Source organism: Microcystis sp. M49636_WE2, assembly GCF_030065375.1.
Lineage (GTDB): Bacteria > Cyanobacteriota > Cyanobacteriia > Cyanobacteriales > Microcystaceae > Microcystis > Microcystis aeruginosa_C.
Genome location: NZ_JASJFG010000726.1, coordinates 1 through 16,285, shown reverse-complemented (window position 1 = coordinate 16,285; position 16,285 = coordinate 1). Strand labels below are relative to the sequence as shown.

Here is a 16,285-nt window from a genome sequence, read left to right as displayed (position 1 = left end):
TCTGGCCACGGGAATGCCATCCCCAGCATAACCGCCAATCGCTGCCCCGATGCCGGTGGGAATAATTAGTACGGCGGTATAGGGACGGGAATTCACGAGGCAGTGGTGACAATCGCTTCGACTTTGACTTGATTATTCTCGGTATCCACTTCTGTGATTGCCCAACGCAAGGGTTCACCGCGTTTGGCTAATTCTTTTTCGATTTCTTGCTGCAGTTGTTGCGGGGTTTCCTGTAGGTCGATTTCGGCACTAATAAAGTGAGTGGTCATGGGGATTGTCTGGGATAGTTATCCCCTCAGTTTATCAAGATTTTGCCCTCTTGCGCTGGTTTATCGGCTCTCTGGGTCAGGAACCACAAAGAGACAAAGGACACAAAGATCGATCGCTGATATGTAAGTTAAGGGACTTGCGCTTTGATAATGTACCTTTTGGGCGAACGCAGTTCGCCCCTACATTGTGGACAAAATCCGTTACTGTAGGGGCGCAAAGCTTGCGCCCTCCGATCGATTGGGATATTATTCCCACGCAAGTCCCTAAACTGATCACACAGACAATGAGAGAGCCAGATCCGTTCTCGTACTATAATTGATACTAGGCTTTCCCCTAGAGATTATGATCGCAGTTCCCAACTACATCAGTCCCCAAGAATATCTCGCTATCGAGCGCCAGAGTCAGATCCGCCATGAATACCGACGTGGTTTGGTTTATGCGATGGCCGGCGGTACGGATAATCACGAGCGCATCGCCTTCAATTTTCTCAAAGTCATTGACGAACATTTCGGCGACTCTACAGACTGTCGGTTTCACTCGGGTAATGTCAAGGTTAACTATCAAGATCAGTTTTATTACTATCCCGATGCTTTTGTTACCTGCGATCCTCGCGATCGCCAAGATCGTTATCTGAAACGCTATCCGAAACTAATTGCGGAAGTGCTTTCCCCCAACACGAAGGCTTTTGACAAGGGCGAAAAATTCCAAGATTATCAACAGATAGAAACTTTAGAAGAATATGTATTAATTTCCCAAGAAATCCAGCGCGTGGAATGCCGTCGCCGTAATTCTCTGGGGACATGGGAAACGACTATTTACGAGACAGGCGATCGCGTGATCCTGTCAAGTATTAACCTAGAGTTAGCCATCGCCGATCTCTACCGGGGAATAGATTAAAATGTGAACTACTCTCAAGGGAGTTGAGAGCTTGCTGCTTCCATGGGAATGGATAGACCGCATTTAGTTTATTTGTACTAACTAGCTCGGCAATTTTCCAGCCATTGTTCTAAATCTTGTAGTGACTGAAAATCTAACAAAGCTTCTCCCAAGTTTTCTAACTGTTCTAGGTCAAGACTGCGAATATTGGGCAATAATTCGGGGGAAATGTCCCCTACACGCCGATTTAATTGACGTAAAACTAGGTTAGCTTCTCCTTCTTGTCGTCCCTCTTGTCGTCCCTCTTGTAAACCTTCCGACCAGATTTCTTGATAGATAACTGATTCTTTCATGATGTCCTTCCTTAATAATCGTTGGATGATGTCTTTCTTTAATACTAACCCGGCTAGAATTGCGGTAGATGCGGCCAGATTACTTTGTTCTCGACTATCGCTGATTTGCTCGATTTCTTGGGCAATTTGCCGCAGTAAGTTTTCTTGTTTCTCAGCTTGAGCGAGTATGGCAAAGGGAAACAGTCCGGGGGCCTTTAATAGGGGTTCCGAGGGTTGTTCCCACAGTCTAATCACTTCAAATTGATGAGAGGTTTTCCCTTGTTTATAATCATTCTGTCGGACTGTGGGGGAGTCACTTTTCCTTAGATAAATAGGGTGCATCTCAATTTTGGAGAAATATCAATATCACATTTTGGGCGCACGCGATGCGCCCCTACCATAATATTATTGTAGGGGCGAATTGCATTCGCCCTCTTTTAATAACTTCTGCTGATCACTACAAGTACGAGAGAGCCACAAATATGAGATGCACCCGATAAATAACCACTTGATGGATAGGTTTACGCGGATAGCGTCGATAGAGTCTGGTGGCATAATCTAGCATTCTATAGGGAATATCTTCTTTAGGGTCGGTTTGGAACTTTTTATCACCCTATCCCCAAAAATAACAAAAAGATGTTTATTCGGGAAAGGGTATATCTAAACTCATTTGTTGTCCTTGGGTTTCCCTTTGTTTTTCGGCAGCTTTCAGGACTTCAAAGGTGAGGATAACATCGAGACGTTTTTTCTGTTCAAGGATTTCTTGTACTGTCACAATCTCAATTTTATCGACACTTTGACTCATATAACGACCGCGATAAATTCCCGCAGATTTGGCTGTTTGTATCATATCTTTGCTGGGGGGTTTCAAGGTGATAAATATACCCAGGGCTGCCCCTTGTAGTGTCATGGTTCCCTGTAGATCTCTGATGTCTCCTGATTTGACATTACCGGATTTTACTTGAAAAACAATTTTCTCCCGATTGTCTTTATCTCCCTGAAAATAGGCAATAGCATCGATTCCTTTATCTGCCCCTTTTTTGTCATTAATCACGGCCCGGTTATTACTATAGGTTAAAACCGCCCATTTCTCAAATTCTTTGCGGGTACGATCATCCGGTTTAGTGGCTAATGCTTTGGCTGATTCTAGATCTTTGGGAATACCATTCAGTTCAATTTTATCTAAAACATTTTTACCAAAGGAGTCCTCTAATCGCTTTAACATTAAGCTAATACTCTGATAGGTTATATCAATTCCAATCCAGTTTCTTTCTAATCTCTCTGCTACAGCGATAGTCGTTCCACACCCACAATAGGCATCTAAAATTATGTCTCCTTTATTACTACTTGCTTTGATTATTCTTTCTAACAATGCCTCCGGTTTTTGCGTGGGATAACCGAGTTTTTCAGATGCTTGTGAGTTAATTGGAGGAATATCATTCCATAAATTTGTCAGTGGTACTCCAGGCATTTCTTCTAAATACTGCTTTAATCTAGGAGTACCATTTCTTGTGTAATATAATTTATTTTGTTCTTCGTATTTCTGCATTGTTTCTATAGGGCATCTCCACAGCTTTTTAATTCCTTTCCAATCATAGTTATAACCACCACCTGACAGTCCACCAGCAGTCAAATCTCTATCTAAAAATCTTCCTTTGCCATCTTGATGCTTATAATATTTTTTCAGATATTCTTCTGAATATGGCTTAAATTGTTGATTAAACATCAAAATTCGCTTGGAATATAAAAAAATAACATCAGTGGTATTAGCAAAAGTCTTGGAATCTGAATGAGCAGATGTTCTTTCCCAAGTAATTTCAGCAATATAATCACCCCCCTGAGAGCAAAAAATAGTATCTAAAACTATTTTTAAATAATGACTAGCAGTAGGATCGCAGTGGAGATAAAAGCTACCGGTAGATTTTAAAACTCGATGGATTTCCACGATCCTCAGAGTCATACTCACCAGATAAGCGAGAAGACTACCTTTACCTAAAACTTTGGTTAAACCGTCAATTAAATCAATAGTCTGACTGGTAAATTTACCCTGATAGTTGCTTTGAATTTCTTCTAAAGCTTCGTTAGCGTGATTATCCCATGTCCAGGTATCCACAAACGCTTGTGCTTGTGCTTGATCTTCCTTACCTAAGTTGTTATAAATTTGGTTGTAATTGCGTTTAGAATTAAAGGGTGGATCGATATAACAAAGATCGATCGATTCATCTTTGATATACTTCCGCAGCACTTCTAGGTTATCACCGTAGTATAGTTTATTGACCATAGAGATTAAGGGGATTGACTGCATTCTCAATTGTATTATTATTCCCCCTTAAAGAGGACGAATGCAATCGCTCCAGAGAATAATATGATTGTACCAATAGTAGAAGCGCATCATGTGCGCCCAAAATTTAATTTTCTTAAGTTCATCTTGCCTGAAAATGAGGGGGTCGCAGGCAGGCACGGATTCCCATTATATAAATAAGTATATGTCAAGTGCTGGGATTTTGTCAAGAGGAATTAAGTAGCTGGTTATAATTAAATTAAAAATGGATTTTGCCTTTAATCCCCCCTTGATCCCCCCTTAGTCCCCCCTTGATAAGGGTAGGGATGATTCATGAATCAACCCTACGATGAATCACCTACTATGAATCAACCCTACTATGAATAATCAACCCTACTATGAATAATCAACCCTACCTTGATAAGGGGGGTTTGATCCCCCATTAGTCCCCCCTTGATAAGGGGGGTAATCTGACAGTTTTTAACACCTAACTACTTAGCAATCCCCAACTAATCAAGGATTACTCAGGATACTGACCCGGACTTTTTCGCCATTTTGCAAAGGTTTACTACTATTAACGACGAAACGCTCCCCCGGTTCAAGTCCGGTGATAATTTCTACTTGACCGTCGAGCGCTTGACCGAGACGAACAGGACGTTTTTGCACTTGTGAGTTAGACTCGGAAAGGACAAAAATGGCCGAGGATTCCCCTTGACTGACAATTGCTGTTTCGGGGACAATCACCTGAGGGGCAGAATTATTATTAAACCGCACCCGGGCCAATAATCCCCCTTTAATTAAACCATCCCCATTGGGTAGAGTAATCTCCACGGGAATCCGCCGGGCCGTGCCTTGGCTGAGGGGAAAAATCCTGTTGATGCGACCGGAAAAATTTCTCTCACCGAAAGCATCAAGGCTGACATTAACCGTTTGTCCTAAATTAATCGTTTTTAAATCCAATTCCGATAATAATACTACTACCTTGACCTGTTGAAAATCACCAATTTTGAGGACTTCATCGCCGATACTGACTAAATCCCCCGGCTCTTTTAGTTTTTCGATAACTATCCCCGTCGCCGGTGATTTAAGAATAGCGTAGGCCTGACGTTGTTGTTCCTGAGCGATGACCGATTTTTGGGCGGCAATTCTGCCGATAATTGCCGCCACCACCTGTTCCTCCACTTTAATTCTCGATCTGGCGCTATTAACGGCTTTTAAAGCCACTGCCGCCGTGGTTTGGGCTGTTTCGCCCTGTTGCAGGGGAATCGCCCCTTCTAGGGCTAATTTTTGCAGGCGCTCGCCATCATTTTTGGCCTGTTGGTATTGTAGTTGTAGGCGCTCCACTTCAATTTCAGCGTTACTGACTTCAATTCTCGCCCGGGCTAATTCCGCTTCTAGGGCGGACAGGGCGGCTTTTTCTTGCCGGACAACGGTGGCAAGGAGACGATCATCAACATGAGCGAGGATTTGTCCTAATTGCACCTCATCTCCCACATCGACGGGGAGATTGAGTAACTGACCGGTGGCTTGCGATCGCAGAGAAACTACTTTTAAAGGTCGGGTAGTTCCCGTGTAATCGAGATTGCGTCCGATGGTTGCCAGTTTAGCGGTGGTGACGTTGACGGTAGTAGTACGGGCCGCTGGTGACGGTGGTTGGGTTTCGGTCCCGGGAGAACAACTCGCGCTTAAGGATAAGATAACCAGAGCGGCGAGGATAATCGGAGTCGATCCCATGGCGATAATCTTGCTAGAAAGCTGCTTTTGAGTCGATGGTCGCTTATTCCTCGTCCCAAGCTTCTACCGCTACCACTTCGCTGAGAGGGTCTTGCATGGAGAAACCGAAATCGAGCAACTCTTGCTTCCAGTATCCCCACTCATCTCCGTATAAAAGAGCCAGTTTCCAGATACTATCGCTAGGTTTGACTACTTTTGCATCTATCCACTTGCTAACCTTGCGTTGAAACTTCACCATCGGGTGAGCTACGGCTTGTTTGGTCATAAATTCAATTGCTATGAATACTTAGGATTTTGCGCTTCCCGACTAAACTAACTCAAGACTAAGACTTTTGCCATTACAAAGGAGCGAGAAGCGCGTTTATTAACTTACTTGTACACCAGATCCGTGGTTTTAGGCAAGTCTTTTTAGCCAAAAGTACGGTAATTACTACTATAGATTAGTATAACCGGAGGCCACAATCATGGAACCGATGCCTCGATCGGTGAAAATTTCCAGTAAAAGGGCGTGGGGAAGACGACCATCGATAATATGAGCGGCCTGAACTCCCTGGGCCAGCGATCGCACACAGCAGCCAACTTTGGGAATCATCCCGCCGGCAACGATGCCTTTTTGAATCAACTCCCGGGCCTGTTGGATATCCAATTTAGCCAATAAAGTGGAAGGATCCTTATAATTCTCTAAAATTCCGGCTGTATCGGTCATCAAAATCAGTTTAGCTGCCCCTAAAGCCGCCGCTATTTCTCCGGCTACCGTATCGGCATTGATATTATGAGCTTGGCCGGTTTCATCGGCGGCCACACTAGAAATCACGGGAATATAGCCACTATTGACCAAGGATTCGACGACGCTAGTATCGACACTGCTGACTTCTCCCACAAAACCAATGCCCTCTTTACCCACGGGACGGGCAGTGATCAGATTACCATCCTTACCGCATAATCCTACCGCTTTACCGCCAGCTTGATTGATCAAGGCCACAATTTCTTTATTGACGCGCCCCACTAGCACCATTTCTACCACATCCATGGTGGCGGCATCGGTGACGCGTAAACCGTCTTTAAATTGGGGTTCAATGCCTAATTTATCCAGCCAACTATTGATTTCTGGACCGCCGCCGTGGACAATAACGGGACGAACCCCCACACAGGAGAGAAAAACGATATCTCGCATGACCGTGTCTTTGATATCGCTGTTATTCATGGCCGCGCCACCGTATTTAACCACTACGGTGCGACCGCGAAATTCTTGAATATAGGGTAGGGCTTCGCTGAGGATTTTCACCCGTTGGGTATCGTTTTCGTGGATATTATTGTTCATGGGTTTTTTTACCTGTCTGATTCAGTGACCAGTTTAGCGGTTTCGGGTTTGGCAAAAACTGTTCACCTTGAACGGATTGCTAGAAAGTCTTAGAGTTGCCGAATTTTTCGACGCAACGGACAAAAATCTCGACTCCCATGGCTAACACCGATTCATCGAAATCAAAGCGGGGATGATGGTGGGGATAGGCTAATCCTAATTCGGGATTGGCAGACCCCAAGAAGAAATAACAGCCCGGTACTTCCTGTAAAAAGAAGGACATATCTTCCCCTCCCAGGGTTTGACATTCGGGAACGATTCCGGCCGGGGTTTCCACCACTTGTGCGGCGATTGCTCGCACTAATTCCGCCATCTGATCATGATTGATTACCGGGGGATACAATTGCCAGTAATCGAATTGATAACTAGCCCCCTGACTTTGGCAGATGCCCGCGATAATTTCTTCCATCCGTTGTCGGAAATAGCCCCCTAACTGGGGATTGAAATAGCGCACCGTCCCACTGAGATTAGCACTATCGGCGATCACGTTTCTGGCGGTTCCCGCCGCTAATTTACCCACAGTCACCACGGCGGCATCGAGGGGGTTAAGGTTGCGGGCGACGATGGTTTGCAAGGCGTTGACGATTTGGGCCGCCACCAGTAGTGAATCGACGGTTTGATGGGGAATTGCCCCGTGGCCGCCCCGGCCTTGAATCTGGAGATCGAAACATTCCACCGCCGCCATTAAAGGCCCATTTTTCACGCCCACTGTCCCTAAGGGCAGATTATTCCAGAGATGTAGGCCGATAATTCCGTCCACGTCGGGATTTTTCAGCACTCCCGCTTCGATCATCGGTTTCGCCCCCCCCGGCCCCTCTTCGGCGGGTTGGAAAATAATTTTTACTGTCCCCTTGACATCGTGACGGTTTTGTGCTAGGTAAACTGCTGTGCCGAGGGCGATCGCTGTGTGACCATCGTGACCACAGGCGTGCATTTGGCCGGGATGTTGGGAACGATAGGGGACTTGGTTTTCTTCGGCGATCGGTAGTGCATCCATATCGGCCCGCAGGGCTAAAACTGGCCCCGGTTGACTGCCTGCGATGGTGGCGACAATTCCGGTGCCGGCGATGCCGGTTTGATGGTCAATTCCATATTTAGTCAGGGTTTGACTGATTAAGGAGGCGGTGAGGTGTTCTTGAAAGCCTAGTTCTGGTTTTTGGTGTATTTGTCGGCGCCAGTGAACCAATTGCGGCTGCAGGCAACGAATAGCAAGGCGAATTTGAGGGCAATTTAAGCTATTAGGAACGGGAAAGGAGGAAATCATCGGGTTTGGGCGGCTAGATTTTTTGATCATTAGGGGTCGAGAAGATCGTCACCGACCTCCCCTCCCATTTAGAACCGTGCTTGAGATTTTCACCTCATACGGCTCCTCGTTTGACTGTTCCCTTGTTAAAGATACAGCTTGACTTCCTTTGGTTAACTGTGTATTATCTAGACTGACAAAATCTTCGTGGGATGTCAATCAAGATGGTTCTAGGCCTCCATAGGATGCCGATTGAAGCTATCCTTAGATACTATCCCTGAGTAGTAGTTAGCCCAACCTCTAATGATTGGGTTTAGTTTACTAATCAAGGCTGATTGAGGTTCTGTTTTATGTATTTTAATTACACCTTTAATCGCTTCTGTGTGGAGTTTAACTGCTTTTTGGCTAGGTTTAATATGGGTTAGGAATGTTTTGTTCCCGTGTCCAGTTTTACCTGCTTTGTGTTTTCCTGCTGGGTATTGTCTGATGTTGAACCCGAAGAAATCAAAACCGGGTTCTTCTGTTTTCCCATTATACTCAATAGACCTCGACCTAATATTATCTCAAGACCAAAAGTCTTTCTAGTTAAGGAATCTACCCGAATAAAAATTATTTTAATTACCTCATATTTTTTCAGTGAAATTGAATTAGCAACGATAGATATACATTCCAGCCATCGAACTATTTAGTTAGTACATAGACTAAAGGCAAGCTGTGACTCGGTTATAATTTTTGGAGATGTCTATTACACTGCTGTAAAATTACGATGGTTCAGGTCGGACACGGAACCCAGCCTAATCTTGGATGGTTGGCAGTGGTCACAATCTTGGCGTTAGGTTACACCTCGGAGCCTTCCGTTCCCCGCTTCAATTCCAGAGTTGTGATTTCTGAAACTGGGGGTGGCTATCGCCGTTACTCTCAACTTGTAAAGATTTATTACAAGTGTATTGACCTTGAGTCCCCTTTACTAAACGTCGGGACAGATAAACAGTTATAAGGTTGGTCAAGGTTGACCTTTTAGATTCAGTCAAGGGACTGAAGACCTTACTAGGCGGTTATTTTGGGGATTTAAACCCTATTTCATGCCCAAACGTTTCGCGCACTGAATTTACCGTTTAGCGGCAACAATGGCAAAAACGGTGGTATGGGGATCGTCTTTTAAAGTCACCCCTTCCGGCATTTTTAAATCACCCACGAGCAGGGATTGCCCCACACCGATCTCCGAAACGTCAAATTCGATCACTTCTGGGATATTATCAGCAGTACAGGAGACATTAACTTCGTTGACGAACTGTTCGATTAAACCGCCCTGTTTGGTTCCGATCGCTTCTCCCATGGCTTTAATGGGAACAACGATATCGAGCTTACCGTGGGCAGATACCGAGAAGAAACTGAGGTGATAGAGATTTCTTTTCCAGGGATGAGATTGTACCTCTTGGATCAAAGCTTTTCCTGTCCAAGGCATTTCGGGAACATTCACATCCACCAGGGTGTTATTTACCGAGGCTTTTTTCAGTAGAGTTAAGGCCGCTTTTTCAGGAACCACGAGGGAAACCGATTCCGTGCCGTTGTGGCCGTAGAGAACCGCTGGGATCAAACCCTGACGACGTAGGGCCCTGGGGTTAATATTTTCGGGTCTTTTTTGACATTCAACGCTAACTTGCATAGTTGACTAATCCTCTTTGACAATGATTTAAAATTCGTAATTATCCCAAGGTGAGCCATTTTCGTCCAAAAGAGCGCGTTTGGGTCCGTGAATGGGATCTTCAACGATAATAGTTTGGTCGCGACTAGCTCCTAGGGAGATAATCGCGATCGGTACTTCCATAATCGCCCCTAGGAATTTTAGATAATCGAGGGCCTGTTTAGGCAGCTCTTCCAGACTGCGACAATCACTGGTGGGTTGTTGCCACCCCGGCATCGTTCGGTAAATCGGTTGACAACGGGCGAATTCCCCGGCACTACTGGGTAAATGGCGACAGGTTTTGCCGTCCAATTGGTAGGCCACACAGACTTTGATTTCCTCTAGGGTATCGAGAACATCTAATTTGGTAATCGCTAGACAGTCTAAACCATTGATTCGCACCGCATAACGACCGATCACCGCGTCAAACCAACCACAGCGACGACGACGGCCGGTGGTGGTCCCGAATTCTGCCCCGCGATCACACAATAACTGCTCGATCTCCCCCTCTAATTCCGTGGGAAATGGACCTTCGCCTACCCTAGTGGTGTAAGCTTTGGCCACACCGATCACTCGATCGATTACCGTCGGACCGATACCAGAACCCACACAAGCACCCCCAGCGATCGGATTGGAGGAGGTAACGTAGGGATAGGTTCCGTGATCGAGGTCAAGTAGGGTGCCTTGGGCCCCTTCAAAAAGAATATTCTTACGCTTGCGGATTGCTTCGTAGATTTTTAGGGAACTATCGACCACATGGGGACGCAGTTTCTCGGCATATTCTAGATATTCCTCGATCACCGTCTTCGGATCTAAAGGCGGTAAGTTATATAACTTTTCTAAAATGACGTTTTTATAATTGGTCGTCCATTCTAGTTTTTGCCGCAGATTCTCGGTATTCATCAAGTCGATGACTCGAATGCCGATGCGCTCGGATTTGTCGGCATAGGTGGGGCCGATACCCCGTCCAGTGGTGCCGATTTTATATTTACCCCGTTTTTCCTCGGATGCTTGATCGAGCAGCCGATGATAGGGCATAGTGACATGAGCCGTTTGCGAGATATAGAGATTGTCGGTGGTAACATTGAGGGCGTGTAATTGCGCCATCTCTTTGAGTAACACCGAGGGATCTATGACTGTTCCTGAGCCGATTATACATTCCGTATCTGGGTAGAGAATCCCAGAGGGAATTAGATGGAGTTTGAACGTTTGCTCCTCGACGACGACGGTATGACCCGCATTTACGCCGCCTTGAGAACGCACCACCACATCCGCCGATCGACTCAGCAGATCCGTGATTTTTCCTTTTCCTTCGTCGCCCCACTGAGCGCCGATTACAATAACGTTAGCCAAGGTATTTTAGTCTAGCTAAAGTTCACACAAACTACTATTATCCCTCTTGGCGAATACAACTGTCAAGTTATCTCTCTTAGCTAATTGTGGGGAGAAGGCGAGGGGAAAACTCGCCTATTTTCAGGGTTTATTGACCTTCCCGACTGATTTGACGCTCGATAGTTTCGATAGCGGCATTTAATCCCGCTAGACGGGTTTCGAGGTCATCGCGCATCCATTTGAGGAATGTTAATTTACGCTCTTGACATTCTTGGCGGGAAGTGCTGCCACAAGTGTTGAAGAAGAAGGGAAACATAGACTAAGAGGCCTGCTATAACTCTACGTCTCCTATCTTGACGAAAATTTTTAAAAAAGTCTAACCGTTAAGTCGCCATAATAACCACAGACCTAACCCAAAACCGAAAAAGTTAGGCAGCCAGGCAGCTAGGAAGGGGGAGAGGGTGGCGGTTAGTCCTAAGCTGCCGACAAGGAAGTTTAAAAGATAATAGAGGAAAACAATGGCGACACTGAGACCGAAACTGGTTCCCCGACCGATTCTTTGCGGTAGAGAACCCAAGGCACAGCCGATGGTAGCAAAGACGATACAGACAAAGGGAAAGGCGATTTTTTGCTGGATTCGCACTTGAAAAAACCTGACTCTCTTATCATCGCCACTGAGTTTGAGCAGTTGCACATATTCGATCGCCTGTGGTATGTTCATCTCGTAGGGATCGCGGCTTTGACGAGCAAAATCGAAAGCAGAGCGAGATAAAGCGATTTTTTCGGTTTTAAAGGGGATAACTTGGCTATAGGAGGCGTTAGGGGGGGTTAATTCATAGATAATGCCGTTAAAAAAGTCCCAGACGTTATCGACGGCATTCCAACGGGCCGAATCGGCGATAATAATTTGATTTAATTCTTGTTTTAGCCAACGGATAACGGTGACGGTTTTCATCTTTTCCCCGTCAAATTGTTCGGCATAAAATAAACTTCTTAAATTGCGATTAATCGTACCATTTTCTAGGGTTTTTATTTCATAATCTGGATAATAAACATCTTTATTTTTCCAAAAACTTGCTTCTTTATTAATTTTCTGCACTAAAATTTCTGTGGCTCGATAATTAGCATTGGGAACCACATATTCATTTAATAAAAATGTCACCACTGTAACTATTAAACTTAGGCAAAAAGTGGGTATAAAAAGACGATAAAGAGTGACTCCACAGCTTTGCAGGGCAACGGTTTCGCTATCACTACTTAAACGACCGTAGGTGATTAAAGTGGCCAGCAAAAGAGAAACCGGCAGGGAATAAGTGACAAATTCTGGCACTTTTAACAGGAGAATTTCTAGGGCGGAAGCGAGGGGTAGATTGGCATCAACTACCTGATTAGCCAAATCGGAAAGATTGCCGATCGCTACTCCCAAAGAGGCAAATAAACCAACACTAAATAAAAATGGGGGTAGTAGTTGGCTGATCAGATAGCGATCAATGAGGGCAATACCTCCATTTACCCAGTAAGAAATCTTTTTCTTAATCATTGATTTTGGTTAACTCACTCCTCTTTCATCCCATTTCCTAACCCGCAGCCGTCTTGCCTATCCCTTCGGTTAGCCTATCATATTTTGTCTTTGACGAAAAACACCGCCAGAAGTTGTATGATTGCGGTGAGAGTGGACAGAAGTAAGGATTTGGGTAAGTGTAGATAATTTTTCTGTTCCTATTCCCCGATCATCCCCAGGTGAATTATGCTGCTAAACTGGCAAACTTTTACTATTCATAAACGAGTACCTTTAACGATTAGTCGCGGCACTACCAGCGAAAATACTAATATCTGGCTGCAAATTAGCGAGGAAAATATCGAAGGGTGGGGAGAGGCATCCCCTTTTAATATTACCAGCGAGGAGAAAAAACCCGATAAAATCCTGCAAGAATTAAACTCGATCGCTCCTCTTTTACAATCTTTTCATCCCTGTCAACGCCAAGAAATTGAGAAAATTTTATGGCAAAATCAGATATCTTCGGCTACTCGTGCCGCTATTGATACGGCACTGCACGACTGGTTAGGCAAAAAAGCTAATTTACCTCTTTGGCAAATTTTTGGACTCGATCGCTCTTTAATTCCGCCGGTTTCTGTTACTATCGGTTTAAATTCTCCGGAAAATGTGCAGAAAAGGCTGTTAGATTGGCTAGAAATTGGCGATTTTAGCTTATTAAAAGTCAAATTAGGCTCACCAGACGGTATAGAAGCCGATCAAGCCATAATTCTGGCCATTAAAGAAATTGTCCCCCATTTGCCCCTAACTGTCGATGCTAATGGTGGTTGGACATTTAGGGATGCGGTGAAAATGTGCCAATGGTTAGAGGAAAAAGGCGTTATTTATGTGGAACAACCCCTATCCGTGGGACAAGAACGAGATTTAATTGATTTATACCAAAAATCGCCCCTACCTATCTTCGTCGATGAAAGCTGTTTTTCTAGTCAAGATATCCCGAAACTGGCCGATCGAGTCCACGGCATTAATATTAAACTAATGAAAGCTGGCGGATTAGCCGAAGTGCAGAGAATGATTCATGTTGCCCAAGCTTGCCGACTGCAAATTATGTTCGGATGTTACTCTGACAGCAGTTTAGCCAATACTGCCCTAGCACATCTTGGCCCGCTTGTCAACTATCTTGACCTAGATAGTCATTTAAATTTACGCGATGATCCCTTTACGGGATTAAGCTTAGAAAAGGGACGTTTACAACCAAATAATTCACCCGGTTTGGGTGTTAGTTTACGGACAAAAGATGGCTAATTATTTGACTCCTGACAAGAAAGTAGCGATTCTTCTCCACGAAGGAATCAAAGGAACTCGCGGCAAAACTGGGTTAAGTTATCTGCGTTACGCGAAAGCGCAGGTAGTGGCGATTATTGACTCAGAAAGCGCCGGCAGCGCCTTAAAAGAAGTGGCCGGAATTGATCGCCCCTTGCCGATTGTTGCTAGTGTTAGGGAAGCTCTAACCTATCATCCCGACACCCTGTTAATTGGTATCGCACCCTCAGGAGGCATTTTACCCCCCGATTGGCTAGAAGAAATCAAAGAGGCGGTAAAGGCGGGGTTATCCCTCGTTAATGGTCTCCATACACCCCTAAAACCCCTTTTTTCTCAGCTTAAACCGGATCAATGGATTTGGGATATCCGTCTGGAACCCCAAGGTTTAAAAATTGGGCAAGCGCGGGCGAAAAATTTAACCTGTCAGCGTATTCTAACGGTAGGGACGGATATGAGTGTGGGCAAAATGTCCACTAGCATCGAATTACACCGAGCAGCTCAAGAAAAAGGGCTAAAATCGCAATTTTTAGCCACTGGACAGGGGGGAATTATGATCGCGGGGAAGGGTGTACCCTTGGATGCAGTGCGCGTCGATTATGCTGCTGGTGCGATCGAGGCTTTGGTGTTAGAATCGGCGGAAAATAACGATATTTTGTTTATTGAGGGTCAAGGTTCCCTATTACACCCTGGATCCACTGCTACCTTGCCCTTAATGCGTGGCAGTCAACCAACGGGGTTAATTCTCGTCCATCGCGCTGGACAAATTCATATCAAAGATTTACCCGATATTCCCATCCCTCCCCTAACGGAAGTGATTAAACTCTGCGAAATGACTGCCAGCGCTGGGGGAAGTTTTGGGGAGGTGAAGGTAAAGGGGATTAGTTTAAATACTTTTCATCTTAGTCCGGAGGCGGCAGTTAAAGCTATAGAAACTGTGCGGGAGGAAACGGGGTTATTTTGTACCGATGTTGTCCGTTTTGGCGGTCAAGGGTTATTATCAGTGATCAGTGAGCAGTGATTAATTCAATTATAGTCCATCATTCAATCATTCCAATCACTGTCAATGGTGGTGGTGGACTACTGGACTAGGTAATAGGTGTAGGGGTAATTCATGAATTACCCCTACAATAACGTTTGTCTGGATGTTGTTAAATTTTCTCTTGACAAAGGCGACTTGACATGATACTATATTCATAATGGAAAATCCTTGCGCCTACAGACCCTCTTTTCCAACGCTCTTAACTATGATTGGTTCATTCAAGGCTCTCTTGGATTTGGTGGGTAAAATGTATTCTAAGATACAGTCCTGCTGGCGAGGGAATGGAAGGAACCACAAAGGCACAAAGGACACAAAGATGGATTCTGTTGTAGGTTAAGCTTATCGCACAGAGTCTGGAAGATTCCTATAATAAGTCTAAGCTGTGATTTGAATGATTGAGTGAATGCTATGATTGTGTTGTATTTGGCAAGTCTTTATCAATGATCAATTATAGTCTATCCCATAATCGCATCAATCATAGTTTAGACTCTTTACCTAATAAAGCGACGCACTAGCCACCGAGTGAGCATCCATAGCAAATAAAACGGCATCCATAGAATAACTATAGGAATAACTATAATCCACTGCCACCAAGTTAAAGAAGTAGGTTTTTGCTGTTGTCGCAGCCTTTGTAAATTATTACGACAGGTTTTTGTATTAGGATGATTGTCTCCTAAGAGTCGTTTTAACAAATCTAAAGCTTCTAGATAGAGAGGTTCCGCTTCTGTGTACCTGCCTTGGGAATAGTACAATCCTGCTAAATTGTTGAGGGAAGTTGCCACATCGGGATGATTGTCTCCCAAGAGTCGTTTATACAAATCTAATGCTTCTAGATAGAGAGGTTCCGCTTCTGTGTACCTGCCTTGGGATTCGTACAATCCTGCTAAATTGTTGAGGGAAGTTGCCACATCGGGATGATTTTCTCCTAAGAGTCGTTTTCTCAAATCTAAAGCTTCTAGATAGAGAGGTTCCGCTTCTTTGTACCTGCCTTGGAATTCGTACAATCCTGCTAAATTGTTGAGGGAAGTTGCCACATTGGGATGATTTTCTCCTAAGAGTCGTTTATGCAAATCTAATGCTTCTAGATGGAGAGGTTCCGCTTCTTTGTACCTGCCTTGGGAATCGTACAATCCTGCTAAATTGTTGAGGGAAGTTGCCACAGAGGGATGATTGTCTCCTAAGAGTCGTTTTTTCAAATCTAATGCTTGTAGATAGAGAGGTTCCGCTTCTGTGTATCTGCCTTGGTATTTGTACAATCCTGCTAAATTGTTGAGGGAAGTTGCCACATCGGGATGATTTTCTCCTAAGAGTCGTTT

15 protein-coding genes and 2 pseudogenes are annotated in these 16,285 nt (G+C 44.7%); 3 read left to right on the top strand and 14 right to left on the bottom strand.

Annotated features, from left to right (window positions below; all coding sequences use genetic code 11):
- Window positions 1–96 (bottom strand): DUF3326 domain-containing protein (locus tag PX484_RS16730; RefSeq protein ID WP_288104829.1); only part of this gene is annotated, 96 nt, incomplete at its 3' end.
- Window positions 93–269, bottom strand: coding sequence for a DUF8621 family protein (locus PX484_RS16725; protein ID WP_002734354.1), 177 nt, complete (start codon window positions 267–269; stop codon window positions 93–95). The genes PX484_RS16725 and PX484_RS16730, both read right to left, overlap by 4 nt.
- 343 nt (window positions 270–612) lie before the next feature.
- Between PX484_RS16725 and PX484_RS16720 the strand changes: the two genes are divergently transcribed.
- Window positions 613–1,167: a Uma2 family endonuclease gene (locus PX484_RS16720; RefSeq protein WP_002802417.1), complete on the top strand. Its 555-nt coding sequence runs from the start codon at window positions 613–615 to the stop codon at window positions 1,165–1,167.
- Window positions 1,168–1,244: 77 nt separating this feature from the next.
- Here the strand turns inward: PX484_RS16720 and PX484_RS16715 are convergent.
- From PX484_RS16715 to PX484_RS16665, 11 genes and pseudogenes are all read right to left on the bottom strand, one after another.
- Window positions 1,245–1,811, bottom strand: a pseudogene (locus tag PX484_RS16715) (Rpn family recombination-promoting nuclease/putative transposase); the annotation flags it as partial.
- 307 nt (window positions 1,812–2,118) lie between these two features.
- The gene (locus PX484_RS16710; protein WP_287767428.1) at window positions 2,119–3,759 is read right to left on the bottom strand and encodes a DNA methyltransferase; all 1,641 of its coding nucleotides are present in this window, start codon (window positions 3,757–3,759) and stop codon (window positions 2,119–2,121) included.
- A 513-nt stretch (window positions 3,760–4,272) separates the two neighbouring features.
- Window positions 4,273–5,493, bottom strand: coding sequence for an efflux RND transporter periplasmic adaptor subunit (locus tag PX484_RS16705; protein ID WP_287767427.1), 1,221 nt, complete (start codon window positions 5,491–5,493; stop codon window positions 4,273–4,275).
- Between the two features lie 43 nt (window positions 5,494–5,536).
- The gene (locus tag PX484_RS16700) at window positions 5,537–5,758 is read right to left on the bottom strand and encodes a DUF4327 family protein (protein ID WP_002759020.1); all 222 of its coding nucleotides are present in this window, start codon (window positions 5,756–5,758) and stop codon (window positions 5,537–5,539) included.
- A gap of 168 nt (window positions 5,759–5,926) precedes the next feature.
- Window positions 5,927–6,814, bottom strand: coding sequence for an acetylglutamate kinase (gene argB, locus PX484_RS16695; protein ID WP_002802403.1), 888 nt, complete (start codon window positions 6,812–6,814; stop codon window positions 5,927–5,929).
- A gap of 79 nt (window positions 6,815–6,893) precedes the next feature.
- Window positions 6,894–8,117 (bottom strand): M20 family metallopeptidase, encoded by a 1,224-nt coding sequence (locus PX484_RS16690; protein ID WP_002802400.1) that lies wholly within the window; start codon window positions 8,115–8,117, stop codon window positions 6,894–6,896.
- A 227-nt stretch (window positions 8,118–8,344) separates the two neighbouring features.
- A pseudogene (locus PX484_RS26085) lies at window positions 8,345–8,638 on the bottom strand (group II intron maturase-specific domain-containing protein); the annotation flags it as partial.
- 566 nt (window positions 8,639–9,204) lie between these two features.
- Window positions 9,205–9,762, bottom strand: a complete 558-nt coding sequence (locus PX484_RS16680; protein ID WP_002802399.1) for a 50S ribosomal protein L25/general stress protein Ctc — start codon at window positions 9,760–9,762, stop codon at window positions 9,205–9,207.
- A gap of 27 nt (window positions 9,763–9,789) precedes the next feature.
- Window positions 9,790–11,133 (bottom strand): adenylosuccinate synthase, encoded by a 1,344-nt coding sequence (locus PX484_RS16675; protein ID WP_002802397.1) that lies wholly within the window; start codon window positions 11,131–11,133, stop codon window positions 9,790–9,792.
- A 127-nt stretch (window positions 11,134–11,260) separates the two neighbouring features.
- Window positions 11,261–11,428 carry a hypothetical protein gene (locus tag PX484_RS16670; RefSeq protein WP_002759244.1) on the bottom strand — a complete coding sequence of 56 codons (168 nt, stop codon included), beginning with the start codon at window positions 11,426–11,428 and terminating at the stop codon, window positions 11,261–11,263.
- Window positions 11,429–11,488: 60 nt separating this feature from the next.
- A complete protein-coding gene (locus tag PX484_RS16665; protein ID WP_002802394.1) occupies window positions 11,489–12,652 on the bottom strand; it encodes an LptF/LptG family permease in 1,164 nt (387 codons plus the stop codon).
- A 207-nt stretch (window positions 12,653–12,859) separates the two neighbouring features.
- Between PX484_RS16665 and PX484_RS16660 the strand changes: the two genes are divergently transcribed.
- Both PX484_RS16660 and PX484_RS16655 read left to right on the top strand, forming a co-directional pair.
- Window positions 12,860–13,912 carry a dipeptide epimerase gene (locus PX484_RS16660; RefSeq protein ID WP_287767426.1) on the top strand — a complete coding sequence of 351 codons (1,053 nt, stop codon included), beginning with the start codon at window positions 12,860–12,862 and terminating at the stop codon, window positions 13,910–13,912.
- The gene (locus tag PX484_RS16655) at window positions 13,905–14,948 is read left to right on the top strand and encodes an N-acetyltransferase DgcN family protein (RefSeq protein ID WP_288104823.1); all 1,044 of its coding nucleotides are present in this window, start codon (window positions 13,905–13,907) and stop codon (window positions 14,946–14,948) included. Before PX484_RS16660 ends, PX484_RS16655 begins: the two co-directional genes overlap by 8 nt.
- Before the next feature lie 512 nt (window positions 14,949–15,460).
- Here the strand turns inward: PX484_RS16655 and PX484_RS16650 are convergent.
- Window positions 15,461–16,285 (bottom strand): tetratricopeptide repeat protein (locus PX484_RS16650; RefSeq protein WP_288104821.1); only part of this gene is annotated, 825 nt, incomplete at its 5' end.

Coding starts and splice junctions, on each gene's coding strand:
- PX484_RS16690 (WP_002802400.1), bottom strand. CDS start 8,117: ATGATTTCCTCCTTTCCCGTTCCTAATAGCTTAAATTGCCCTCAAATT.
- PX484_RS16665 (WP_002802394.1), bottom strand. CDS start 12,652: ATGATTAAGAAAAAGATTTCTTACTGGGTAAATGGAGGTATTGCCCTC.
- PX484_RS16700 (WP_002759020.1), bottom strand. CDS start 5,758: ATGACCAAACAAGCCGTAGCTCACCCGATGGTGAAGTTTCAACGCAAG.
- PX484_RS16655 (WP_288104823.1), top strand. CDS start 13,905: ATGGCTAATTATTTGACTCCTGACAAGAAAGTAGCGATTCTTCTCCAC.
- PX484_RS16720 (WP_002802417.1), top strand. CDS start 613: ATGATCGCAGTTCCCAACTACATCAGTCCCCAAGAATATCTCGCTATC.
- PX484_RS16710 (WP_287767428.1), bottom strand. CDS start 3,759: ATGGTCAATAAACTATACTACGGTGATAACCTAGAAGTGCTGCGGAAG.
- PX484_RS16660 (WP_287767426.1), top strand. CDS start 12,860: ATGCTGCTAAACTGGCAAACTTTTACTATTCATAAACGAGTACCTTTA.
- PX484_RS16680 (WP_002802399.1), bottom strand. CDS start 9,762: ATGCAAGTTAGCGTTGAATGTCAAAAAAGACCCGAAAATATTAACCCC.
- PX484_RS16725 (WP_002734354.1), bottom strand. CDS start 269: ATGACCACTCACTTTATTAGTGCCGAAATCGACCTACAGGAAACCCCG.
- argB (WP_002802403.1), bottom strand. CDS start 6,814: ATGAACAATAATATCCACGAAAACGATACCCAACGGGTGAAAATCCTC.
- PX484_RS16670 (WP_002759244.1), bottom strand. CDS start 11,428: ATGTTTCCCTTCTTCTTCAACACTTGTGGCAGCACTTCCCGCCAAGAA.
- PX484_RS16705 (WP_287767427.1), bottom strand. CDS start 5,493: ATGGGATCGACTCCGATTATCCTCGCCGCTCTGGTTATCTTATCCTTA.